Origin of the sequence: Stenotrophomonas sp. ESTM1D_MKCIP4_1, assembly GCF_003086895.1 — a bacterium.
Lineage (GTDB): Bacteria > Pseudomonadota > Gammaproteobacteria > Xanthomonadales > Xanthomonadaceae > Stenotrophomonas.
On record NZ_CP026004.1, the window covers coordinates 3,313,838 to 3,336,600 of the forward strand.

The window sequence follows — 22,763 nt, forward strand, 5'->3', positions numbered from 1 at the left end:
CTTGATGCAGCCCAGGGCGTGACCGCTTTGGATCAGGAGCTGGATGGCGTCGGCCCAGCCCCACGAATCCGCGTGCGCAGGCCGGCCAGGAGCGGGCTGATCTGCCGAGTAAAAAAATCCCGGTTCACCTCCACCACCTTCAGGACCAGGCCGATGAACTCGGCCGCATCGCCCTTCTCCACGAACTTCACATCTCGACCCGCGCAGATTGCAGTCGCGGCGAAAATCGGCCCGGCGTGGTCAGCGATGAGATCCATCACCAGCTCGGGGCTGATTTCGATCTCCAAAGCGATATCTGCCGACCCGGCTGAGCGAAGAGCCGCCACCACCGGACGCAGCTCGCGGACCACCGAAGGGATGAGGCCAACGGCAAGCGGGGAAATCACCAGCACTTCGCCCTGGTACTGAACCGAGGTGCTGGCGGCTGCCAGCACCTCCATCTCGTCGGCGCGGCCGTCGCTCACGCGATCACCTCCTGCACCACTTCGAAGTACCGCGACAGGCCGGCGCCCTTGGTCGAGTCAGTCATCAGGGCACCGGTCACCTCGCCAGCGCCGTGTTCATCGCCGATGGCCGAGAACTGCGCCATCACACCACCCGACACGCGGTGCGCCAGGATGCGAACCGCCTTACCGCTCTGCGCCTCGTTGAGGCCCAGGAAGAGCAGCTGGTACTGCTTTGCCGCAGTGACGATGGGCTGGAGGACCGACTGCGCGCCGAACGTGTAGGTGACTTTCAGGTTAGCGACTCCATCAACCGGATCCGCGATGGTGCTGTCGGCGGGAATGAACAGCGCGCCATCCTGAAGGACATAGTCCTTGCCGGCTTCATAGCTGGTGGAACCGCTTGCCGGCTTGACTGTCGTGATGGCCTTCGCGATCCGCAGCAGCGGCACCAGGCCTCCCTTGTAACCAACCACGGCCTCATCCGCGGCATTACCGGCGATCACGTTGGTGACGGTGCCGCGCAGCGCACGCGCCAGGTTCTCGGGCGCGAAGTCGTGGAACGTATAGGACATCTCGACACCGGTCAGCCTGTCGACGCGGTTGCGTTCACCGCCGCCCGGCTGGGTGTGATCCGCCAGGGTGATTGCATTGGTCTGGGGGCTGAAATTCAGTGCCGAGCAGTTCCCGACATCAATGAACGGGCCCGGCACGCCGTACTCGCGTGCCAGCACCTTGCCGCTGCCCAGGTAGCTCTGGTCTTTCATGGTCATGGGTATTTCTCCGGGTAATGCCGCAGGGCGGCCGTCAACGAATAGGAATGGTCGAGGTGTAGCGGAGCAGTGCGCCGACCCAGTCGGCGCCAGCCGGTGCCCTCATGGGTTCCATCGACTGGTATTGCGGGGCGGTAAAGCCAGCCGGCCACGTGCTGGGCCGGCCATCGAGGCTCCGTTCGATGTCATCCACCACCTCATCCAGCCGGGCCTCTGCGGCGCTGTGGGCGACCCGCTTCACCAGGACACCGATGGTGGTCAGTCGGTGCGTTCGGGCCGTTGCCGGCTCCGGCGAGCGCTCCTGACGCTCGATGTAGACGGCCAAGCCATCGTCCACATCCTCCGGATCAAGCTGACCTGGTTCGAGCGTCACGACCAGGCCGGCATCGGTCCAGTAGTCGGCGGCCTTCAATGCCTGTTCCAGGTTCCCGGCGAATGCTTCGAGAAGCCTGCGGCGCGGCGTCGGGCTAGGCATTGGACACCGCCCAGCGGACCCGCGATCCGTCATCAGAGAGCTTGTCCTTCAGCCTGAAGCGATCACCGTCCACCTCGACCACGCCATCGCGCTCTCCAACCACTTCCGCACGGAACAGGCTGATCACAACGTCACTGGCTGCCACCGGCATCAGGTCATCGCCGAAGGCCTGCGTGCCACGGTCGACCATCACGGAACAAGGGACGCCAGCACCGCCCCCACGGGGCATGTAGACAGCATCAACGTCGGCGATTCCAGCGGCACCGAACGCTGCCACCGCCTGACGATCAAAGTCAGCCAGGAATGCTTTCTGGCTCATGAGCGCCCCCTGTACTTGGAGGTTTCCAGGGCCTTGGACAGTTCGCGGTTGAAGTGGAACGGCATCAGCTTGTCCCACGCCCGCTGCGCCAGGCCGAAGATGTTGTAACGGGGCGTGTAGTTGGCAGCTCGCGTGAAGATGAACACGCTGCGGACCGCTGAGCCCCACGCGGTCGCAATGCGCTCGTAGATGCCGGGCCGGAGCTTCCCACGCTGCACCTGCAGCGCGAAGTACTCGCCGCCGCGCCTGCGCTTGGATCGCCGCCGGGCCTTGCTGGTATCTGTCTGATTCTGCAGCGCGTCCTGGCGAGCGCCCAGCTGGGAGAGGATCTGGCTCACCTGCCGTGGGCGCACGTTGCCAAACTGGTCCAGATCCGCGCCATCACCGGCCACCGCAAACATGCCCGGGGGCATGGCGCCGCGCTGCTGCAGCAGAACCTCGAATCCCTTCTTTCGGCGCGTACCGCCATCCACCTGCGGCAGCAGGTACTTGGCAGGCGGCGTTCCGTTGCTGGCCTCATCTCGCAGATAGACCTCAGCGAAGAGCTTGGACTTCGTGGCCTTGCGGTACTGCGCGGCGCGTTGCGTCATGCGCGTAGGCCGGTCGAACACCCGTCCAGCCGTTGCCTCCCACTGCTGCCGGATGTCGAATGCCGTAGCGTTGCAGGCTTGCATCACAGCGAACGCCAGATTCTGCCGCTCAAGCTCGCGGAACTGGCGCCCCAGCATGTTGTCAGCGTCAACGGCAATCCTGATCTGGCTCATCATTCGACCCCCGCGCTACACAGTCGCGCATAGGCCTGCAGCCCCCTCACCTGGGCGTCGCACTGGGCGGCGGCCCCAACAGCTCGGCCGACACTTTCAATTCGGTCGTCGGCTCGACCATCAGGCTGGCTGGCGGCATCGGCGGCCGCGGACAGCTCTGCGGTGGCGAGGGACGCTTGCCAACGCTGGTGCAGGCGCTGGTTGCCAGCGCGAAGATCAGCAACAAGGCGATCAGATGCCGTCTGTGCATCGTTCTTTTCCTTTTCGTACTGGGAGGCCAGGGCGTTCGCGGCGGCGGCGCTGCTGCGCTCTGCCTTCAGGGTTTCTGCTGTGGAATTGGCTTCAGCGCGGGCAGCGTCACGCTCAGCTTCCATAACGTCACGGCTCGACGCGGCCTGGTCGGCCGCACGGTGCGCGATGGAGACCGAGCCGCGCTGCCAGACGACGACGGCCAGCAGCAGGAGGATGGCAACGATGAGGGCGCGGATCATGTGGATTCCACCGGGTCTTCGGGGGGGATGACCGCACCAACACCGCGCATCGCCGCCTCCAGCGACATGATCCGCAAACGCAGCCGATGGGCCTGCTCCTGCGCGGTCATGCGCAGCTTGATCTCTTCAGTGAGTTTCAGAGTCGTCTGGGCCTGCGACTCTTCCAGTGACTTCACGCGCTGGATGAGCCCATTGAGCAGATCGACATTGGCATCGGTCTCGGTGCGATCCTTACGTCGCGCCAGCAACGCCGTCCACGCCTCGCGAAACAGCCAGAGCGCGACGACGCTTCCAGCCGCCCACCAGGGTGCCGTTGCGGTAACGCCGCCACCGACCATCAGCGCAGCGCCTCAGCAACTCCGGCGTCGACCACGTCGGGCCGCCAGTACATGCCACCGTTCTCATGCTTGGCGATAGCGGTAGCCAGACGGCTCAGGGTGACCGCGTTGTCCAGGCGGATGACTTCCGAGGGCGCAACGCCCACCGCCGCGGCAACCTGCTGAACGTAAGCACCGGTGTTGTTCTCCACCGGCGGGGCCCAGCGCCCGATGATCTCCTTCACCGTGCGCAGGCCGTGCTTGCGCTGGTAGGTGAGCAGGGTTTTCGCCAGGGCGCGGAACCCGGCCTGCGGCGTCAGGAACACGCAGAAGCGCTGCTCGCGCGCGATAGCCGCAGCGGACCGATCTTCACCCTGCCACGGCGTACCAGTGCGGTCGATGTTTCCAGGATTGTTGTTGCGTACGCCGCGCGGCGTGCTGGTGGTGCCCATGCGATCCCCCGTTGTCGCTGTGGAAGAACCGGCACCGCTCACGCCACCCGGGCGTATGTGAGCGGTGCCGGCCTGTTGGTTACGCCTTGGAGGCGTTGCCCGGCGTGAGACGCACCTCAGCGGTGGCCTGCCCGGCAGTCCCTGCAGCCCAGGCGAACGCCGCGCCAGTGACATCGCCGGCCGCAGCGGCCGCGGCACTCCCGTCGAACGCGTTGGCGCTGGCGTCCCACAGCAGCTTCTCGCCCTGCTCAAAGGTCGCAGCCGGCACCTTGGGCACGGTAAAGACGCCACCCAGCGCCACGCTGCCAGTCGCGTCCGAGGCAATCGCCACCAGAGCGACACCCAGCTGGTGGCCGATGACCACCACCTGGCCGGAAGCCACGGCCTGCCCGCTGTTGTTGGTCCAAGGGATCACGTCCCCATCGGAAACGAAGTTCTTTGCCATGTCGTTGTGCTCCAGAAGGGTTAGCCGCAGCGCTGCGCGCCGCGGTAGTCGAGGGCGGCCAGGCCGAAGTCCAGGCGAGCCTTCCAGCGCACGCCGTCCACGGTGAAGCCTTCTTCGTAGTCGAGGAACGGCTCAGTGACACCGTCCAGGAAGGCCACCTCGATCACCGGGCACTCGGCGGGATCGGCGAACAGGTACCACTTGTCATCCTTGATCCGTGCGGTGTCCACGATGTCGCGGAACAGGCCCTGCACTGCGTTGGGGCGCTGCAGCTTCCCTTCCGCGTCCGGGTCGTACTCGGCCTTGTTGGTCACGCGTGCGGCGCTGCCGTACTTGGTCGGGCCCAGCCACAGAGCCGGAGTCAGATCCAGCACCTCATTGCCGCCCACATCCTTCTGGCCAGCCAGCTTCACGCGCAGCGCATCCACCGATTCCACGCCCGGCAGCGCCGCAGCCAGGAGGTTGCCGTGATCGGCATGGAACAAAGCCTTGCCGGACTGCAGCTTGGGGTTGCTGGCCAGGAACGCGTAGGCGTCCGCCTCGATGGTGCGCTTGGCCGCGCGGCCGAAGGCCGTTGCCAGTCCGATGAACGCACCCAGGTCATCGTTGATGATGGCCTGGCGGGTCAGGTTGATGATGTTGCCCTTGGTGCCGGCAGTAATCGTGGCCTTCTCGCCATCCGGAATCGTCTTGTTCTTGAACTCACCGGCCTCGGTCAGGGCATCCAGGTTGCCGAGGCTGCCCACGCGGTAGCGAGAATGCTCGCGGAAGTCGCTGACGGTGCCGGTGGCGCACCAGCGTGACCAGGTGTCCGGGGCCACCGCGTAGGCCGACTGGAGCGCCTTGTGCATGGTCGCTTCCAGCAGGATCGGGAAATCGCTGCCGGTCTGGGTGAAGGCGCGCCCCACCAGCTCCAGCTTCGACATGCCATCGGTACGCACGCCACTGCGTTCCAGACTGCGTCGGGCGAGGTCCATCAGCGTCAGTCCGCGCACCGGGTTGTCCCCGGTCAGAACGAACGCACGCTTGGTGGTCGGATCGATGACCTGCGCGCGCGACAGCAGCGCGTCAGTGACCGCAGCGCGCTGCAGCTCGCTTTCATCCTGGGTAACGCTGATGCGGTTGATGTTGCCGCCGGCAGCGTTGTCCGCACGCACCAGGCTGTCCAGGATGATGCCGCGCACGTGATCGAGGCTGTGACCAGCCCTGATCCAGCCTGCGGCGTGCTCACTCTGGCCGTGGCGCTGGGCAAGTTCGACGATGTCCGCCGCGCGGGTGTCGGCATGGGGCGGCTGAGCCGGCACTGCAGGCGCTGCTGCGGGCGGGGTGGAGGTGCTGGGGGTGGGCTCCTGCTGCACCACCGGATCGGCGGCACGGGCGGTGGGCTGGGGCATAACGGTCTCCTGCGACGATGCGCTGCGAGTGAACACGCAGGGGGTTCCCTGCGCGGGTTGGTTGTTGCGGGTGGTTGCGCCTTGGTCGGCGGGCACGGTAACGAAGCTGATTTCGGTCGGCGTCCACTCAACTGCGCGGTACACGGGAAGGTCGCCGGGGTTCACCGCGCGCTCGACTTCATAGCGCTGGACGCTGTAGCCGACCGAAATATTGCGGATGATCCCGGCCTTGATGTCAGCGACGACCCCCGCCAACTCTTCGCGCTCGGAGAGGCGGATGACGGCGTGGCCCTTGCCATCGGCGAGCCAGGCGCGCTCGACCACGCCCATCTGCGACTTCAGGGTCCAGGTGCCGTGGCTATCCAGGACAGGCGCCGCGCCCGACTCCAGCCGCGACATGTTCACGGACGCATCGTCAACGACCAGTTCTTCCCAATAGGCCGTGTCGTTCCACCAGTCGTAGCGACGGACGCGCGCGCCTTCGGTCCACACCAACTCGACTGTGCGCGCCTCTTTGTTGAAACTGGTGGGCAGCAGTCGCGCTTCGCGGAGCTGTTGCGGCATCAGCCGGGTTCCCTCGATGGCCGAAGGCTGGGTTGCCTGGGGCATGGCTATTCCTCGTTGGGTGAAGGGGCTGCGGCCGGCATTGACCTGGCAGCACTGGATTGCAGGAAACTCATGAGCTTGAGCGCTCCGGTCTGCTCCATGCGGGCGTAGTCCTTGCCCATCTCGGCAAAGACCGCATCGGCGTCATACCCACGTCGCCGCAGGGATTCGCTCGGCGACAGCAGCCCGGCGCTCATGCCTGCAATCTCCGAGTCGATGTCCTGCTTGGGGTTGACGTAGTCCCAGCGCGGAGTGCTCCAGTCAGCAGAGCTCCCGGGGTTGCGCACTTCGCCACCCAACGCCGCAGCCTCATCGAACCAACGCCAGATGGGCTTGCACATCTGCGGGATCAGAACCAGCCACTGAACCTGCTCAGTGTCACGACGGAACTCCATCTGGCGTATGCGTGCGCTGGAGAAGTTGACCTCGCGCATGTCGCCCGTTGCAGACTCGTAAGGAACCCCAATGCCCGCAGTGATGATGTGCGCGTTGTACTTGCAGTACTCCACATAGCCGCCAGCGGGCTTCGGCTCAATGGTCTGGAAGCCGGTAGCACCGGACACATGCGTGATACCGCCACTGGGCAGCGGCCCGAGGTCAGTCATCGACTCCCGGTCCCCACTCAGCTGGGAAGGACCGTCGTCATCGCTGTTCGACATGGCCTCTGGATCGCCACTGACAATGACGCCCAGGCGGGCCTCAAGATTCTTGCGCGCCAGTTCGGCGTCCTCGTACAGCATCAGGTCGCGCACGCGCGCAATGACCGGCGCGAACCGGCTGATGCCACGCCCCTGACCAGGGCGAACGGGATTGAACAGATGGATGATGTCGGCTGCGGGAACTGCCGCGCTGGTCAGACGAACGGAGCCACGTACCGCCTCACCCGGGTGAGCAGCAAACAACCAATACGCCTTGACACGGCCGAGCACGTCATACTCGATGCCGTTGATGATCTGGCCACCGCCACGCAGCGAGCCATTCTTGCTGCCGTCAAGCCAGTCGATCTCCAGAACCTGCAGCTGCAGCGGAACCGCCAGGCCATCCGACATGCGACGCGTGCGACGACGAATAAGGACTTCACCGTCCTGCTCCATCGCCCGATATGCCGTTGCCATCAGCCCGTAGATATCTGACTTGCCGTCAGCATCAGCGACATCCGCCCAGCGCGACCACAGCTTGTCCAGGCGCGCAGCGTCTGGACCCTCAGCCTTCGGAGTGATGCCCGTGCCGATGGTCGCGCTCACCAGCACCTGCAGCGACCGTGCACAGTAAGGGACGTTCTGCACCAGCGAACGAGCGCGATTGCGAAGCTCGCGCGCATCGGCCATGTGATCGGTGTTGGCACTGGCACCGGCGCGGCGGACCCGCCAGCCGTCACCACGTGAAGCACCTTCGTAGGCTCTGGCCGCATCCAGCATCACGCGCGCCCGATGCCGGTGCAGCGCATACCCGGGGGCGACTGCAGCGATGGCACGATCAAGCAAGGAAGTCCCCACGTCAGAAGCCCCTCAACGTGGTGAACCGATAGCGGCGCGTGGCCGGCTTCCGCGCAGGTGCAGCAGCGGCAAGCTCAGACTCCATACGATCCAGCGCCGTCAGCATTGCCTCGACGGACTGGTACGTGACCTGCCTGTCCCCGTGGCGCACCGAAAGCTGTCCGCTGGCGATGGCCACCTTGAGGCGCTTCACATCGTCTTGGGTCCAGCTCATTGAAGGGGCATCCGCGTTTCCATGGATGCCAGTTTCCGTACCAAGTGCGGGTGAGTCTCGGGGAACTCACCCGCACCCTTCACCCGTTCGCAGAGGGCTCATCCAGCAATCGGTACAGCGTCCGCCGATCAATTCGGAACCGCTTGCAGAGGGAGCGCACCGATTCCTGCTGTTCCAACCCCTTCCTGATTTCGCCCACAGGGTATGTGGGTGCCTGCAGGCTGGCCGGGATGTACAAGTCCTGGGCCGGATACTCCTCGACCAGGTAGGCGACGACTGCCGCCACCACCTCGCGGATATCGTCGCTATCGCAGCGAAGACGCAGCGCCGCCCCAATGGTCAGCTCATCAGTCAGCTCGTTGATACGGATGCGCTGGCGAACAGTGTTCCGGCTCACCATTGCCTCCGGAACTGTTGCGCCGGCGTGGAGCGAACCTTCCTCGGCGGAAGGGATGTTTCACGGGAATCGGCATCCTCACCCGGCGAGACCGGCTCCACATTCGTCTCGCGTGGAACATCGGCCACCGGAGTGGCCGACGACAGCAAGCGCTGTTCAACCAGATCCCAATCCGCACGGGTGAAGCGATTCAAGCGGACCTCGGGATGATGTGCCGCCGCATACGCGTACACCCAGGTATCCAAAGGCTCGTTACGGGTCACCCTCTTCTCGAACCGATTCTTCACCGGGTTATAGACCTCCGAAACCAAGCCTGGAAAGAACTCTTCAGGCAGCTGGTCGCTGAAGTGAACCATGCGCGTTGCTACCTCACGTTCCGCATCGGCCGAGAGCCTGCTGTACAGGTAGTGCTTTGCATTAACCGTGCCCACATGGTGGATGGTGATGCCGCGCTTGTCGGTCTTGCCCTTCCAGGTCACGTCGACCAGCTTCCCCTTCGACAACACCGGGGCGTTGTTGGGAACAGCGCCGAAAATACACATGGGTCGGGTGACACGTCGCTGGCGCACGTAGTTCTTGACCGCCTCCGTGCGGTGCCCACCCGCGTCTGTGGCAACCGCCATCGGTCGTAGCAAAGCACCGTCCACCCGCTCAATGGCGCGATTGAGAAGATCCGTCAGCGCAACCCACACTGCGTCCTCGGCCGGATCTCCCTGCAGCTCCACGTAATCCAGCGTCCATGCGGTCATGCCACGCCCCCAGCCAACGGTGTGGACCGCCAGACGGCCATCTTGGGTATCGACACCCACTGTGATCGCCAGCACCCCGAGCGGCGCCAGGCGCAGTGCGTACGGCTCGGCACGATCCTTGATCACGTTGTGCTTGACCGCGCGCATCGACGGGTCTTCCCACGTCTCGGCCAGCCGGTCATTCACGAAGGTTTTGAGGGAGGCAGGATCACCCTGCGCCTCCAGCCACTCCTTCACCAGGTCCAACCAGCGCGGCCCGAGGCCAAACTGGTAGTACAGGCAATTGATGGTGTAGCCGCGAATCGGCGAATCCGGGTTGGCCGCGACCCATCGCCCCTTGACGATCATGTCGGTCTTGAAGTGTTCCTCGATGGCGACACCGCACTCGCAACAGGCGTACCACGCATGGCTCTTGTCGGGCGACCACACCAGGCCACTCCACTGCAGCGCCTGGTAATGGCCGCAGTGGGGGCACGGCACGTGATAGCGGCGCTGGTCGCTCTTTTCGTACAGCTTCGCTATCCGGCTAAGTCCGGCGATGCCCGGCGTGCTGATGTACTGCCGCTTGTAGGTGGTCGGGAAGGAGGACGTGCGGCCGTCCAGCATCTTCACCGGATCGTCGCCGGTGGAGAGCTGCTGCGGAGCCTCATCGATCTCATCCACCTGCAGGTACTTCACCGTCGAGGACTTCAGGCGCTGCGGGCTACCCATGTGCTCCACGAATAGCTGGCCGCCAGCGAAGTCCTTGAACGTGCGCTGGTTCGCGCTGTCACGGCTGGCGGTGCTGGTCAGCGCCTTCTTGACCGCTGCGCACACCTCGATCATCGGGTTGAGCTTCTGGGCGATCCACTTGTTCATGGATACCTCACCCGGCAGCGCATACATCATCGGGCCCGGCGCATAGTCCATCCAGTAGGCCATGGCATTGGTCGCCAGCTGACTCTTGCCGAACTGGATCGGGAACATGCAGACCTGGTCATGCACCGGGCTGCGGGCGGACATGTTGTCCATCGGCTCACGCAGTGGCGGGTTGCGGTCCGTCACCCAGCGCCCGGGCTTGCTGCCGCTCTTGGTGGACAGACGCATGTGTTCGTCGCACCACTGCGAAACGCTCATGGGCCGCCGCGGCTGCAGCGAGCGCGCCAGCACCGACGCCAGGCAGCTCTGTGCCTCCATCATTCCGCAGCCTCCGCTGCCTTGGCCGCCAACGTGCGGAAGCCCTGGCTGAGTTCTTCCAGGGCGTGGCTCACCTCATCCCAGACCAGCCGCCGGCAGCCGGCCTCGTCCAGCGTTGCAGCGAGCTGCGGCGCCAGCGTGTCGGCCAGGCGCTCCATCGCACCCCGGAACGTCGTTGCATGCTCAGCGAGGAATGCCTCCACGTCCGCGCGCGGCAGCAGCAGCCCCAGCTCCTTCTGCAGCGCGATGTGCGCCATGTGCGCGTCGGTCTCTGCCTTGTCGGCCAGCGCCTTGGCCTTGCGCGCGGAATCCGGCGTCTGGGGGCGGCCCGGCCGTGCAGCCCTGGCATCGTCGTCGTCGCCGTCCTCTTCCTCATAATCGATGTCCGCCTCGACGGCACGGGCTCCCTCCCCACTCCCCACCAGCGAGCTGCCACGCTCATCCGCATGGCGCTGGGCGACACCGGCATAAACCGGGTCTGCGGTGCGAGCGTAGAGCTCCAGGGAGGCGGCCTTCAGGAATCCCTTGCTGCCCTCACCCACCACCACCCTGCCCTTCTTCCTCAGCTCTACCACGTAGGACGGCTTGCAGCCGATCAGCGAGGCCAGCTCTTTGCCAGTGATCGTCACGTCTTCCTCAGCCATTGATTCCCCCTACTCCATTTCCTTCGAAGATCGTTAAAGCGGAAAAGCGCGCGCGCGCGAGCATGTGCGGGCTGTGCGGCGGCGTGTGCGGGATGCGATAGCCGCTAGATCGCTGCGGCACAAGGCGTGTGCGGGGTGTGCGGGATGTGCGGCCACCTACATACGCACGCGAGGCGCATTGCGGCGTGGGGGCGGGACAACCGTTCGCGCCCGCGCCCGCCCATGTAGGCCGATGCCCGCACGTCCCGCACACTGCTACTGCCGCAAGCGATTCACGGCAATTCGATGCCCGCACATCTGCCCGCACATCCCGCACACACCGCACATTGATAGCCGTAGTGATCACGCACGCCCCTTGTAGTCGGAATACATGCGCCGGAATGACACGACCTGGTCGCCCAGCCACGCCGCCTCTGTCTTCCCGTCAGGCACCGCGCAATCGCCGAGCATCAGGAAGCCATGAGGCCCATTCACGGACTGCTCGATCTGATACCGCTTGCGTGCCCTGTCGGGATGGGTGATCTGCCGCTTGCGGACCAGCGCGTTGATGAACTTTGGTGACGGCGCCGGGCGCGGCAGACCCTCGCGCGCGCACCAGGCCTTGTAGACCTCGTACCACTCCTTCGACAGCGCCGGCATGGGTTTCAGCCCCGGGATGTCATCGCCGTAGAGCTCGTCCAGGAAGCGCTGTGGGCTGTCTTGGCTCAGGCCAATCAGCTCTTCCTTCGCATGCGTCATCGGCGGATGCGTGCCGTTGGTGAACCCGGTCAGGTCAACCTGCAGCAGATAGTGGTGCAGCGCTGCGGTCGCGCCATTGCGGATATCGGCCAGCACCTCGGTGTAGAACTCCAGGCTCAGCTTCTCCGGGGTCCAAATCACCGCGTGGCGCCGGTCATCCTCTTCCAGCACGACCGGCATCGCCTCGTTCGAGAGGAACACCAGGTTGGCGTGGTTGTCTTCCTCGTAGGCCTGGATGTTCTTCGGGTTGATGCGAATGCGATCGCCCGTGATCAGCGCCTTGAGCTTGTTCTTCAGGTGGTACACCTCGGTGCGTGCAACCACTTCGTCGGCCAGCAGGAACAGCTTGCGGCTCGCCCAGTCGTTGAACTTGTCTTCCAGCGCCGCCTGGTCAAGCACCCGCCCATACTCTCCGTAGAGCTTCATGTACTCATCGAAGAACATGTTCTTGCCGGTCCCCTGCGGACCATGGATGACGATGGTCGATTTCATCTTGGCGCCAGGGTGCTGCAGCGGGTAGGCCAGCCACTTGACCACCCAGTCGTACAGCGCCTTCTGGTTGGCCTCGTTGCCGCACATGTGCCAGAGCAGCTGCAGCAGCCGGTCGCAGTTGCCTTCCTGCGGCACTGTCGGCCAACCAGCAAAGAGATTGCAGGTCACCCCAGGCTTCTCGCACGACGGGTCAAAGTCGACTTCGCGCACACGTACGATCGAACGATCCGAGTGCTCCATCCATGCCCGGTGCAGTTCCTTGCGCACGCAGGCATCGCGCATGTCACCCAGCGCCACCAGCATGTGTTCCTTGTGATCGAACACCGTGCCGCCCTGCCCATAGACCAGCGCGAAGCGCTCGAGCAGCTCGGTCAGCGAATGGATGGGAGCCAAGCGATCATTCCCCTCGCCCCCGTCGTTGGTGATGGAAGGCGCGCGTTTTTCTGCAGGCACCCGCCATGAAAGCTCCGTAAGACGGGCCTCGACCTGCGCCCGCACGACATGCAGGCCCTCCTGCGCGTGCAGATCGTTGAAGTCGCTGACCTTGCGGCCGCTGTCGATGAAGCGCTCACGCCTGCTCGGCTCATCGGAAAAGACCGGGTGCAGCACTGCTCCGCCCACGTCCAGCGCTGCAGCCTCGGCACCCAGCAGGCCGGCATTAGACGCGCCATGCGGCTGCGCGCACGATGGGCAGAACTGCGGATGGTCGGCCAGCACCAGGCGGCTCTTGCAGTGCCGGCACTTCTGCAACACGTCGTCGTCGGCGCACAGCAGCATCTTGATGCCGCGATAGCGCTTCGCCAGGGCCGAGGCGACGGCCAGCATGTTGCCAGCATCGAACGCCACGGCCACCGGGTAGCCCGTCGCCATGTGCAGCGTGGCCGCCGTGGCATAGCCCTCGGCCACTAGTAGGATCCACTGCGGGCTTCCGCCGATCAGGTGGAAGTGGCCCTTCTTGACCATACCGGCCGGCCAGTACTCCTTCGCTGGCTTGCGCCCTGCCGCAGCCAGCCTGGCGCTGCGCAGCACCTGCAGGCCGTGCACTTGGCCGTTGACGTCCAGCAGCGGGACAAGTGCCGCGCCGGTAGTGCCATAGCGAAGGCCGAAGCCCTGCACGCCCTTGCTGACCAGGTAGTCGGCTTCGCCAACGGCGTTGGCCTTTGCCCAGGCAGACGACGCACGCTCTGCCGCCCGCTTTGCCTGAGTCTGGCGGGCAGATTCTGCACGGCGGCGGTCCTCGGCCAGCCTGTTGCGCAGCGCTTCGCGCTGCTCATCGGAGAAGGTCTTATCGCGCTTGCGCAGATCGACCTTCGTTGCGCCGTTTTCGTTGCCGTGCCAAACGCCGTAGGTTCCGACAACCAGCACTTCGCCGGCTGACGTATTCAGTTCGTGGAGCGCGTACCAGCCGCGGCGCTCGCGTGAGCCCTCAACACGGCAGCGAATCATGCGTCCGGTGGTGTCCAGCTCGGTGACCAGCAGGCCGGCTGACTGCAGCTGCTGCAGCACATCCCCATAGTTCTCAGACATTCAGTAGTTTCCAGCCCTGCTGTCTACCCAAAGAACGGGGTCCGAATTACCCGCGACGGGGATGCCCAGGGAGGACCCATCGCTGGAATCGAGAATCGCTCTCAATGCCAAGGCCGATTCAGTAGCGCGGGCGAAACGCGGTCTTTCACGAGCCACCCGGGGGGATGGGGCCGAATCAATGCTTGCGTGGTACATCAGGGTTCCCCAAAGGCAGGCTGCGCTGCCGGTTGTCTTGCTGCTCTTGCCGCTGGCGGATGCGCTCGCGCTCTGCCAATGCTTCTTCACCAATCAATCCGGGCACCGCATCAGTCAGCGCCAGAGCCGCCAGTTCCATCGCCTGCCGTGCAGACGCGCTGGCTATGCCACGCCGTCGATACCGTGATCGATGGGCGTGGTGTGTGGTCACGTCAGTCCTCCATCCCCTGCTGACCAGCAGCACGGCAGGCATTGCGCTCCAGGCGGTAGCAGAGCTTGCGCACATCCCGCGACAGGTCCTGGATTCGATCCGCCTCGGGGACGGTAAGGCGCCTGTCTGCCAGTGCGTCGATACCGGCACCGGCCAGCGCGCCTGTCAGCTTGTGCAGCTCCAGCAGCTTTGCCTGGATCGCGGCCAGCTCGTCGGGCCAACCGCCCTCGGGCGGCGGCGGTACGTAGTCCACCATCAGGTTGTACTGGCCTGCGAGGGAGCACACCCAATCGGTAGCAGCCTCCTGAGTGGCCACGAACTGCTGCAGGTAGTCCGTCAGGATCTCGGCCATCTCCATGGAGACCGACTCACCATCGATGCCCCGCAGCTTCTTACGGAGCGTCTCGGCCGATATCGACTTACCTCGGCGCTTACTGATATGCGCGGCAGCATCCTGCAGGCCACCTGGGGCGCGCGCCACTGCGTTGTGCAGCGCATCCCGCCAGTACAGGTCAGAGCGGAGGCAGGTCATGCTTCCCCCTGAATTTCAGCGCATTTCATCGTGGGAGACAGCCCCCAGACTGAAGCAACATGATCCGCATGACGAAGACCGCTGAACATCCACGGCACGTGCGCTTCATCGCAATGCGCCATTTCGATGTCAATCATGGAGTGACGGACATTGCCGCAATCTTCTTTGGATTTGACGCGGCCCCGTCGAGCCCCGCGCTGCGCATAGTCCAGTCGCTCAGCCCCACGACTTCGGACGCAGGTTGCCCCCGTCCCAGCCATCAGCTAGGCACTCCGGTTTGATCGAGCACCCCGAAAACGTCTGGGCGAAGCAGATGCCTCGACACTCCCGTGACCCTCTCAATAGCCAGCGCATGCTTCGCCGGCACCGGCCGCGATGCCTTGACCCATTGATTCAGTTGCTGGGGCGATACGCCAAGGATTCGGGCCAGTGCCACTTGGCCCCCCTGTGTCTTCTCAACCGCGGTCAGAATTGCGCTCATGCCAGCAGTAAAGCACAGCTTTATCTTTGCTGTAAAGCCCCGGTTTATTGGAAAGTAGCCGCCATCCGCCGATCATCAAGCAATGCTTGACAATAACGAACTAGCCCGGCGGATTCGCTTCGCCTTCGAACACTCCCCGCGCGGCACGAAAGCGCGGGTAGCCAAAGAGTGCGGAATCAATCCACAAGCCATTACAGGCTGGGAGCGGAAGGGCGCGATCGACAAAGCCTACATTCCCGCGCTCGCTCGCCATACCGGCCGCCGCGTGGAGTACTTCCTCGATGCTGGAGTGGACGACAAAGAGAGCCAGGGCGACGACGTGCGCGAAGCAATCTCACTAGGTGAGAGACATGCAGGCGAGCATGTGCGTGTCATGCAACTGGATGGGGAAGCCGACATGGGGGACGGACGGGTCAATGATGACTACCCGGAGATCATCAAATCGATGGACTTCACACCTGCATACATTCGATCGGTTGTCGGCTTTGTGCCGGCGCCTGGACGACTCGTCCTGGTGACCGGTCGAGGTGACTCTATGATTCCGGTAGTTCAGCCTGGCGAGTCGTTGATTGTCGACACCGGAATCACGTCCTTCGATGGCGACGGCATCTACCTGATCAACACTGGCAACGGCCAACAAATCAAAGCACTACAGGATCGCGGAGAAGCCGTCTATGTGGTGAGTGCAAACGCGGGCCTGTACCCGGCGTTTCCCCTACCGACAGGCGCACTTATCGGCGGGAAGGTGTACCTGCGAAACCGAATCGACCGGTTGAACTAACCGGAGCGGCCAAGGCTCATGCGACCGAACTCTGCCCTCAAGTTCAAAATTTTGGCACTGGCTGCTACTGCGTGCGCGTTCACTGCGTGCTCGCAGGTGCAGGAATACCAGTTCAGGTCTGCTGCGCGAGCGTCGTTCGACGATGTTCTATCGGATGCAGAAAGCGCTCGTTTCCGCAAAGAACGGATCGTCTGGTCAAGCACTGAGAAGAATCGGCTCGCGCTCTGCGGCGAGGTGAACGCTAAGAACTTGCTCGGCGCCTACGTTGGATGGAAGCGCTTCGTAGTAGTTGGACATGCCTCGCCTGCATCCACACCTGGCCCTTTGATAGAGGACAGCAGCTACCTGCAGGGAAATTTCAAAGAACAGGGGCTCCTGTACTGTGGATGGCGCTGAGCTAGGCACCAATTCATAAACCTACGCTTTACATCCGAAATAAAGCTGTGGTTTACTTCGCTCGTCAGCGGTCTTGCTGACGGGCGACCGGCGGGTCGTCACCCTGCCGCTCCCCCTCTCGCGGCAGCAGCCGCCCTAGGCAGATGACCCGCCGGCGCCCTCCCTTGACCAGGAGCGCGCCATGTCTCATCGCCACGCCGATCCGAGCCCCACTCTGCTGCCGCTGCTGGCCGTCAAGGCCCTGCTGGCGCTGGCGGCCCGCGATCACAGCACCGCCCGGACCCTGTGGACCCGCAGCAAGGGCGAGCACAGCCGCAACCAGCTGCGCCGCTCGCGCCGCATGGGCGTTGCCAGCCTTCGCCTGGAAGCCTGCTCGCGGGATATGTCGGCTGAGGTGCGGGCATGAAACGTCATGAGAGCGCGCTGGAAACTTTGGCCCGGATCTCTAGGGTGAATGCCGACTTCGGCGCAGTGGCAGGTGAAACGACCGACTTCATGGTCCGTGTCGGGGAATCGATGCTGAAAGTCCAGTCGGTCGACCTGGCCGCAGCGCACTCGGCCTTCTCAAGTCTGGTTGAACAGGGTGATCGCCTGACCACCGCGTTTCGCGCCCTGGGGGAATCCAAGGGCCTTCAGGCGCAGAACCTGATTCGGCGCGAGTGCGAGGACTCAATGCTGGCCTTTGCAGCGGCGCTGGCCCGCGTCAAAGGCGGTGAAGCATGAGCCGCCGTCTCCGCATCACGTGGCTGGCAGTTGCGCTTTTGGCCGCCGTCGTCGTGCCGCTGCGCGTCGCCGAGATCCATGACGCTCACGCCGACCGCGATGCCGCGAAGCCCCGCTGGGCAGCCAGCAGTTCGGTGAGGGGCTGACCATGCGCCAGACCTCCCGCCCAGTGCCTGCATCGGTCCCCACCTGTGGCCACGGCCACCGGCCCCAGATCGTCACCACCAGCGGCGCGCCCACAGGGCATCGCCTGGGCACGGCCTGCCCCGACCTGGTCCACATCGAGTGCCACCGCTGCGGCATCGCCACCCGGCCGGTCCCCTACGACCGCGCCGCGTTGGCCGAGCTGCGCTGGACCGATCCCACCTTGGCGCACTACCGCATTCCGATTTCCCACCTCGCCCGCCACCGCGGCGAAGTGCTGGCCGAGCTCGCTTCAGCCGCCCCTTCCACCTCCATCGCAGCCTGACCAGGAGACACGCCATGGCCGCCGCACTCAAGCCGAAAGAACGCGCAGCGCTGCTGGCAGCGCATGCCGCTTCGGACCACGCGCTTCACCGCACCCGCGCGGGCTTCGCGCCCAAGAACCGACCGGAGAAGGTCTTCACCCGCCGCGTCATGAACTGGCTGGATGAGCGCGTCCTGGTGCGCTTCGACGACCCGGAGCTTCCGCGCACGGCGACCTTGACCGCCGCCGGCCTTGCCGCTGCCGAGGCTGAGATTGCCAAGGCCCGCGACCTGGCGCTGTCCGCATGAGCGCTGCAGCAACCCTTCCGGTCGAGCAGCAGTTCGCCACCGGCCACCAGGGCGAGTCGCTGGTGTTGATGGTGTGCCAAGGCTGGATCTGGGCCGGGCTGTACACCGCCGCGCCCCGCGAATCGCTCCTGCAGCTCGCCGCCAGCGCCAGCCGGAGCGTGGGGGTATCGCATAACTCGCTGCGCCTGGGCGGCACGACCTTCCCCTTCAACCGTCTGGCCGCTCAGGCCGCACACCGCTGGCTTGACCGGCAGGGCGTGCGCGTCCGGTCAATCTCCCCCAACCACCGCGCTACGCGCAGCACGAAAGGAATCCGCGCATGAGCCGCTCTGTCGTGATCTATGGGCCGCAACGCTGCGGCAAAACAGCCAACGCGCAGGAGCTGCGTGAACACTTCGGAATGAAGGACGTGCTGGACGACTGGGATGGGCACACCGCCTACCCGTTGGACGACACCCTGGTGCTGACCAACAACGCCGATGCCGTCGCGCATCAGTCGTCGCGCGTACTGCACCTGGGCAACGCCATGCGCCAGATGGTTGCAGGAGCGCGCGCATGAGTACTCGCCCCCAGCACACCGGCCGCGCCGACCAGGTGCGCAAGGCTCTTGCGCAGTTCCCGCAGGGTGCAACCATTGAACAGCTGAGGACTGTCGGGCGCATCAATGAGTCGAGCCACGTCATCAGCCACACGCTGACCGGGCTGGCACGCAGCGGCCAGGCCACCTGCGCGCGCTCCGGCCGCATCGGCATCTGGCGCCTCGCGGGTCACGTACAGCACGCCATTGCCCCGCTGCGCGCGGCCGAGCCCCGCGAACGCCGGACGTTTCGCGCCCTGGTCACTGCGCTGCCCGAGAACGGCCGCGCGAGTGATGCGTCAACCACCGTGCGGCACAAGGATTACGAGCGCGACCAGCTGGCCGAGGATCTGGCTGCGTTCCGCGCCAACGGCGGGCGTATCGAGCAGCTGGGCACCACGCCGCTACGCCCCACGTTGAGCCGCCATGCGGCCAACCACGGCGGCTACATGGATCGCCTGCCGACCCAAAGCGCGGACTGAGCCTGATGAGTGCCCCTTCCACAGATCGCTCCTCCGACGCCGCCACGGCCCGCAAAGTGCTTTATGCAACCGGTCCTGCTCACCAGGCATTCGGACAGTCCCGCGCCGCGTACCACGTGATTACCCGGCGGACCCTGCAGTCGATGCCCGCGGAGTGGCAGGGGCGCTACATCGACCTCATTGCGGAGGCCAGAGCCTACCTGCCGGCGGACGCGTTCCCACAGTACCAGGTGATCCGCCTGAACGATGGCCGATACGCGGCCGATCCCCACCGCCGGTATCGCCGCGCAGGGCCGATCTCCCCTCGCCCGGCTGGCGCTGCAGCGGCCCCCAACCCCGCGCCGCTGGGCGGCGCATTCGTCAACACCGACGTCGACTTCTAGCAGGAACCCCAATGACCGCGACCCAACAGACGAAAGAGCTTCCCATCGCCTACGCGTGCCCGGAGCTGCGCGAGGCCGTCCGCACCCTTGAGGCAATCGCCGTTGAGGCGGTGTGGATTCCCAACGCTGCAAAGGTAGTTCCTCTGGCTCAAGCATCGACCGCGCTGCTCGACCTGTACGCCCGCCTGCCCCGCGTGCAGGATCTGCGCGTGTTCGAGGCACCGGTAGCGGCTTGGTACAACGCGCTCCGCAGCAGCTTCCAAGATGGCGACGCGCCGCTCTGCGATATCACCAAGGCCCGGCTGGCGCAGGCCTCGCAGCTGCTACAGCTGGTGCGCGGCCAGACTGGTACCGGCGTCGATCCGGCAGATCCGTGGCGCGGGCTGTATGACCCTGCACGGCTGCCGGCGCGGGACGGCCATGGCGAAGTCATGTGCCATCCGGATGTGCCTGCGTGGGCTGATGGCCGCGAATCCTCCCTCCTGCCGCTGTTCTACGCCCAGGGCTTCGACCTGGTCGTGGTGGAGGCAGAGTTCGAGGAGGAATCCGTCGGTACCGGCGTGTACGCCAACACCCAGCAGATGATCGACTGGAACCCGGAGGCCCCGGGCGTGGATTGGCGCTTGGTGTGGCTGGGCGAAACGGAGGATGGCCTGGCTGCGTGGTTCGTGCGCCCCTTGGCTATCGCCGCTCTCGAAGCCATGGACGTCCGCGCATGAATACCTCTATGGCAGACGGCGCATCCCAGCGCTTGGACGCACAGATCGCCGATGCCCTGTTCGGGCAGCCGGGCATGAGCAAGATGGACGTGGCCAACCGGCTGCTCCAGCTGCGCGGAAACGGTGCGCCGTTGCTGTCCGATGTCGGAAATCCGGCATCGGTCTCACTCACCGAGGTGCGCAATGGCTGACCACCTCGCAACCGTGGCCCTGCGGTTCGCCATCGTGCTGGGCGTGTTCCTGCTCGGTATCACCGCCCTGTGGCTGGGGCGGCAGGCTGGAAGGGCCGCAGCGCGGTGCTGGCGGAGGTGCGCTCATGGCTGAGGCACAGCGAGAGCGCGTGATGCACCGGGAGATCGGAATGGATCTCGCAGAGCGTGTCGTCCTCGATCTGCTGGAAGGCGGATGGTCGCGCCAGTCCTTACGAAAGCACGAGGTGGCCGGGGCGACCCCGTGCGGAACTGCCTTCTATCTGCTGCGGGATGGCGGGATTGCGCTCGCCTACTTCCCCATCACAGACTTTACTGACGTAAACGGCCGCGGCCTGTGCTTCTCGATCCGCGAACTCTACCCGCCGGTTCACATGTCCGCGCACGGCGATGTCGAGAGCCTAGAGCCATTCGCGGTGGGCGACCAGGTTCTATCCATGGACCGCTATCTGGATGGCTCTTGGCACTACGAAGATGAAGTGCGGGCCAGCGGATGGAACCTTCTGACTCCCGTTTTCACTGTCGTCGCCGTGCTGTCGCGTCCCGGGCACCACACACAGTTCGGCGGCAGGGACTACTACCAAGTCAAGATCAAGGACCGCGTGGGCGGAGGTGGCGGCTTCCACGACCTTGTGCCAATCGCCGGCAGACCGTGGCAAATGCGTGGCGAGGGAGAGTGCCTGATCCGCGTAAGGCCCGCCTGCTTGGCCGTCGCTGCCCCTCCCCCGGCGCTGCCGGGCCAACTGGACCTGTTCGCATGAACCTCTCATCTTCGCTGGGCATTGGTGCGGCCGCCTTCTCCGCAGATGCCGCAATGCCCCCAGTCCTTAAGATCCGCAAGGTGAAGCACGACCTCGCCAGCTACGGCCACCTGCGCACGGTGCTGGAGTTCTCCAAATGGGCGCATGAGCAGGCACGCTTCCCGACAATCGATGCCGTGTGCACCAGGTTCAACGTGTGTCGGGCGACCGCGTATCGGTGGACCAATGCGTTGGCGGCGACCTATGGGATTGATCCGCCCCGACGCTCAGGCCAGGAGGCTCGATGATCGGAGAGGTTCTCCAATTTCAGGATCTGCAGGAACTCTGTCGGCCCGGCGAACGACCGCGCCTCTCCACTGTGGAAGCGTGGGCTCGCAAGGAAGGGATTCGCTACAGGTACGACGGTAAGGGCGGCATCTGGACCACCGCAGCCGCGATGAACGCAGCACTCGGCCTGCAACAGGCCTCCAACGACACCTATGGAAATGACGTCATCTGATGGCACCTCGACCGAGAAAGCACAATCCATCGATCCCGCCACACATTGACCAGGTCAAGATTCCCAAGGGAATGTACTGGGATGCGACCGGCCGTGGGCGATGGTACGTATTGGACACGGCCACTGGCATCGACGGGCCCAGGAAGACCCGCCGCACAGTTGCCGGCCCTGACGCCAAGCTATCTGAGCTGCACGGCATCATGGAGACTGGCGAGAGCACCGGGACCGTGGAATGGGTATGCGCCCAGTATCACGACAGCGCGAAATTCAAAGGCCTGGCCACAGGCACCCGCGACGACTACGAGTCAGCGCGGAACGTGTTGATCAACTATCCCACCAACCTTGGCGTGCCATTCGGCAAGCTCCAAGTGGCAAAGCTGCGCAACCACAATTTTCAGCGCTTGGTCGACAAGATCGAATCAGCAGGCACGCCCACCAAGGCAAATAAGGTGCTGCGCTACTCGCGCCTGGTGTTCCGATGGGCGCTTAATCGAGGACTCGTTGACCACAATCCTGCACAGGGCTTGGAACAGGCGAAGGAGCGTAAGCGCCAGCGTCTTCCTACCGATGCAGCCTATGCAAAGCTGCTGGCATTCGCCCATGAGCGCTCCATGCGAACAGCCCGAACCGAGGGTTCGGTACCGGCCTATCTGTGGATGATCATGGAGCTGGGCTACCTCTGCAGACTGCGCGGCATTGAGACGCTCACGCTGACCGAGGCGCAAGGCACGACCGAGGGGTTGCACACGAATCGCCGGAAGCGCAGCCGCGACAACCTGGTGGAGTGGACCCCACGGCTGCGGAGCGCGTGGGATGCCGCGATCACGCGCCGCGAAGCCATCATCGCGCGCCACAGACTGCCGGTGCAGATGCGGGCCGAACAGCGCCACCTGTTCCTTGCAGAGCATGGCGAGCCGCTACAAAAGACCAGCTTGGACAGCACCTGGCAGCGCTTCATCCAACTCGCTATCAGCTCCGGGGTCATCGTGGCCGAGGAACGCTTCAGCCTGCACGATCTCAAACGAAAAGGTGGCACCGACACGGTGGGAAACCGTGCCGAGAGGCAGGACGCCCTGGGCGTCACCGACGCAATGATGAAGGTCTATGACAAGAGCATTCCGAAGGTGAGGCCAGCGTCGGAATAGC

General features: G+C 64.7%; 34 protein-coding genes. 16 read left to right on the forward strand and 18 right to left on the reverse strand.

Annotation, left to right across the window (positions count from 1 at the left end; translation table 11 throughout):
* Positions 1-32: 32 nt before the first annotated feature.
* From C1924_RS15100 to C1924_RS15190, 18 genes are all read right to left on the reverse strand, one after another.
* Positions 33-464, reverse strand: coding sequence for a hypothetical protein (locus C1924_RS15100; protein ID WP_108766034.1), 432 nt, complete (start codon positions 462-464; stop codon positions 33-35).
* Positions 461-1,216, reverse strand: coding sequence for a hypothetical protein (locus C1924_RS15105; protein WP_254051149.1), 756 nt, complete (start codon positions 1,214-1,216; stop codon positions 461-463). Before C1924_RS15105 ends, C1924_RS15100 begins: the two co-directional genes overlap by 4 nt.
* 34 nt (positions 1,217-1,250) lie before the next feature.
* Positions 1,251-1,628 (reverse strand): hypothetical protein, encoded by a 378-nt coding sequence (locus C1924_RS15110; protein WP_108766036.1) that lies wholly within the window; start codon positions 1,626-1,628, stop codon positions 1,251-1,253.
* Positions 1,629-1,683: 55 nt separating this feature from the next.
* Complete coding sequence (locus tag C1924_RS15115; RefSeq protein WP_108766037.1) at positions 1,684-2,010, reverse strand: hypothetical protein; 327 nt, start codon at positions 2,008-2,010, stop codon at positions 1,684-1,686.
* Positions 2,007-2,774, reverse strand: coding sequence for a hypothetical protein (locus C1924_RS15120; protein WP_108766038.1), 768 nt, complete (start codon positions 2,772-2,774; stop codon positions 2,007-2,009). The genes C1924_RS15115 and C1924_RS15120 overlap by 4 nt, the downstream gene beginning before the upstream one ends.
* The gene (locus C1924_RS15125; protein ID WP_108766039.1) at positions 2,774-3,265 is read right to left on the reverse strand and encodes an endopeptidase; all 492 of its coding nucleotides are present in this window, start codon (positions 3,263-3,265) and stop codon (positions 2,774-2,776) included. Before C1924_RS15125 ends, C1924_RS15120 begins: the two co-directional genes overlap by 1 nt.
* The gene (locus C1924_RS15130; RefSeq protein ID WP_108766040.1) at positions 3,262-3,603 is read right to left on the reverse strand and encodes a hypothetical protein; all 342 of its coding nucleotides are present in this window, start codon (positions 3,601-3,603) and stop codon (positions 3,262-3,264) included. Before C1924_RS15130 ends, C1924_RS15125 begins: the two co-directional genes overlap by 4 nt.
* Positions 3,603-4,034 (reverse strand): structural protein P5, encoded by a 432-nt coding sequence (locus tag C1924_RS15135; protein WP_108766041.1) that lies wholly within the window; start codon positions 4,032-4,034, stop codon positions 3,603-3,605. The genes C1924_RS15130 and C1924_RS15135 overlap by 1 nt, the downstream gene beginning before the upstream one ends.
* A 79-nt stretch (positions 4,035-4,113) precedes the next feature.
* Entirely contained in the window at positions 4,114-4,479 is a 366-nt protein-coding gene (locus tag C1924_RS15140; RefSeq protein ID WP_108766042.1) for a DUF2190 family protein, read from the reverse strand.
* A gap of 20 nt (positions 4,480-4,499) precedes the next feature.
* Positions 4,500-6,482, reverse strand: a complete 1,983-nt coding sequence (locus tag C1924_RS15145; RefSeq protein WP_108766043.1) for a prohead protease/major capsid protein fusion protein — start codon at positions 6,480-6,482, stop codon at positions 4,500-4,502.
* A 2-nt stretch (positions 6,483-6,484) separates the two neighbouring features.
* Positions 6,485-7,963 carry a phage portal protein gene (locus tag C1924_RS15150; protein WP_254051150.1) on the reverse strand — a complete coding sequence of 493 codons (1,479 nt, stop codon included), beginning with the start codon at positions 7,961-7,963 and terminating at the stop codon, positions 6,485-6,487.
* A gap of 13 nt (positions 7,964-7,976) precedes the next feature.
* Entirely contained in the window at positions 7,977-8,189 is a 213-nt protein-coding gene (locus tag C1924_RS15155; protein ID WP_108766045.1) for a hypothetical protein, read from the reverse strand.
* A gap of 79 nt (positions 8,190-8,268) precedes the next feature.
* Positions 8,269-8,586: a hypothetical protein gene (locus C1924_RS15160; RefSeq protein ID WP_216821548.1), complete on the reverse strand. Its 318-nt coding sequence runs from the start codon at positions 8,584-8,586 to the stop codon at positions 8,269-8,271.
* A complete protein-coding gene (locus C1924_RS15165; protein ID WP_254051151.1) occupies positions 8,583-10,514 on the reverse strand; it encodes a phage terminase large subunit family protein in 1,932 nt (643 codons plus the stop codon). The genes C1924_RS15160 and C1924_RS15165 overlap by 4 nt, the downstream gene beginning before the upstream one ends.
* Entirely contained in the window at positions 10,511-11,155 is a 645-nt protein-coding gene (locus C1924_RS15170; protein WP_108759570.1) for a hypothetical protein, read from the reverse strand. Before C1924_RS15170 ends, C1924_RS15165 begins: the two co-directional genes overlap by 4 nt.
* Before the next feature lie 342 nt (positions 11,156-11,497).
* Positions 11,498-13,912 carry a DUF5906 domain-containing protein gene (locus tag C1924_RS15180; protein ID WP_108766047.1) on the reverse strand — a complete coding sequence of 805 codons (2,415 nt, stop codon included), beginning with the start codon at positions 13,910-13,912 and terminating at the stop codon, positions 11,498-11,500.
* Positions 13,913-14,087: 175 nt separating this feature from the next.
* Positions 14,088-14,246, reverse strand: coding sequence for a hypothetical protein (locus tag C1924_RS15185; RefSeq protein ID WP_216821550.1), 159 nt, complete (start codon positions 14,244-14,246; stop codon positions 14,088-14,090).
* Positions 14,247-14,319: 73 nt separating this feature from the next.
* Positions 14,320-14,850: a hypothetical protein gene (locus C1924_RS15190; protein ID WP_108759573.1), complete on the reverse strand. Its 531-nt coding sequence runs from the start codon at positions 14,848-14,850 to the stop codon at positions 14,320-14,322.
* Between the two features lie 563 nt (positions 14,851-15,413).
* On the opposite strand from C1924_RS15190, the gene C1924_RS20620 reads away from it, so the two are divergent.
* The 16 genes from C1924_RS20620 (at position 15,414) to C1924_RS15270 (ending at position 22,762) form a co-directional block, all read left to right on the forward strand.
* A complete protein-coding gene (locus C1924_RS20620) occupies positions 15,414-16,112 on the forward strand; it encodes a S24 family peptidase (RefSeq protein ID WP_254051152.1) in 699 nt (232 codons plus the stop codon).
* Positions 16,113-16,689: 577 nt separating this feature from the next.
* On the forward strand, positions 16,690-16,914 hold the full coding sequence (locus tag C1924_RS15205; RefSeq protein ID WP_108766048.1) for a hypothetical protein: 225 nt from the start codon (positions 16,690-16,692) through the stop codon (positions 16,912-16,914).
* Positions 16,911-17,231 (forward strand): hypothetical protein, encoded by a 321-nt coding sequence (locus C1924_RS15210; protein ID WP_159094811.1) that lies wholly within the window; start codon positions 16,911-16,913, stop codon positions 17,229-17,231. The genes C1924_RS15205 and C1924_RS15210 overlap by 4 nt, the downstream gene beginning before the upstream one ends.
* Positions 17,228-17,377, forward strand: coding sequence for a hypothetical protein (locus C1924_RS20430; protein ID WP_174208965.1), 150 nt, complete (start codon positions 17,228-17,230; stop codon positions 17,375-17,377). The genes C1924_RS15210 and C1924_RS20430 overlap by 4 nt, the downstream gene beginning before the upstream one ends.
* 2 nt (positions 17,378-17,379) lie before the next feature.
* Complete coding sequence (locus C1924_RS15215; RefSeq protein WP_108766050.1) at positions 17,380-17,700, forward strand: hypothetical protein; 321 nt, start codon at positions 17,380-17,382, stop codon at positions 17,698-17,700.
* Between the two features lie 14 nt (positions 17,701-17,714).
* Complete coding sequence (locus C1924_RS15220) at positions 17,715-17,987, forward strand: hypothetical protein (protein ID WP_108766051.1); 273 nt, start codon at positions 17,715-17,717, stop codon at positions 17,985-17,987.
* Positions 17,984-18,310, forward strand: a complete 327-nt coding sequence (locus C1924_RS15225) for a hypothetical protein (RefSeq protein ID WP_108766052.1) — start codon at positions 17,984-17,986, stop codon at positions 18,308-18,310. Before C1924_RS15220 ends, C1924_RS15225 begins: the two co-directional genes overlap by 4 nt.
* Positions 18,307-18,546 carry a hypothetical protein gene (locus C1924_RS15230; protein ID WP_108766053.1) on the forward strand — a complete coding sequence of 80 codons (240 nt, stop codon included), beginning with the start codon at positions 18,307-18,309 and terminating at the stop codon, positions 18,544-18,546. The genes C1924_RS15225 and C1924_RS15230 overlap by 4 nt, the downstream gene beginning before the upstream one ends.
* Positions 18,543-19,046: a hypothetical protein gene (locus C1924_RS15235; RefSeq protein WP_108766054.1), complete on the forward strand. Its 504-nt coding sequence runs from the start codon at positions 18,543-18,545 to the stop codon at positions 19,044-19,046. Before C1924_RS15230 ends, C1924_RS15235 begins: the two co-directional genes overlap by 4 nt.
* Positions 19,047-19,051: 5 nt before the next feature.
* On the forward strand, positions 19,052-19,429 hold the full coding sequence (locus C1924_RS15240; RefSeq protein ID WP_108766055.1) for a hypothetical protein: 378 nt from the start codon (positions 19,052-19,054) through the stop codon (positions 19,427-19,429).
* Between the two features lie 11 nt (positions 19,430-19,440).
* Entirely contained in the window at positions 19,441-20,148 is a 708-nt protein-coding gene (locus C1924_RS15245) for a hypothetical protein (protein WP_108766056.1), read from the forward strand.
* Positions 20,145-20,339: a hypothetical protein gene (locus C1924_RS15250; RefSeq protein WP_159094812.1), complete on the forward strand. Its 195-nt coding sequence runs from the start codon at positions 20,145-20,147 to the stop codon at positions 20,337-20,339. The genes C1924_RS15245 and C1924_RS15250 overlap by 4 nt, the downstream gene beginning before the upstream one ends.
* A 125-nt stretch (positions 20,340-20,464) precedes the next feature.
* Positions 20,465-21,118 carry a hypothetical protein gene (locus tag C1924_RS15255; RefSeq protein WP_108766058.1) on the forward strand — a complete coding sequence of 218 codons (654 nt, stop codon included), beginning with the start codon at positions 20,465-20,467 and terminating at the stop codon, positions 21,116-21,118.
* A complete protein-coding gene (locus C1924_RS15260; protein WP_108766059.1) occupies positions 21,115-21,405 on the forward strand; it encodes a hypothetical protein in 291 nt (96 codons plus the stop codon). Before C1924_RS15255 ends, C1924_RS15260 begins: the two co-directional genes overlap by 4 nt.
* Positions 21,402-21,617 carry a hypothetical protein gene (locus C1924_RS15265; RefSeq protein WP_099819101.1) on the forward strand — a complete coding sequence of 72 codons (216 nt, stop codon included), beginning with the start codon at positions 21,402-21,404 and terminating at the stop codon, positions 21,615-21,617. Before C1924_RS15260 ends, C1924_RS15265 begins: the two co-directional genes overlap by 4 nt.
* Complete coding sequence (locus C1924_RS15270) at positions 21,617-22,762, forward strand: integrase (RefSeq protein ID WP_216821552.1); 1,146 nt, start codon at positions 21,617-21,619, stop codon at positions 22,760-22,762. Before C1924_RS15265 ends, C1924_RS15270 begins: the two co-directional genes overlap by 1 nt.
* Position 22,763: the final 1 nt, after the last annotated feature.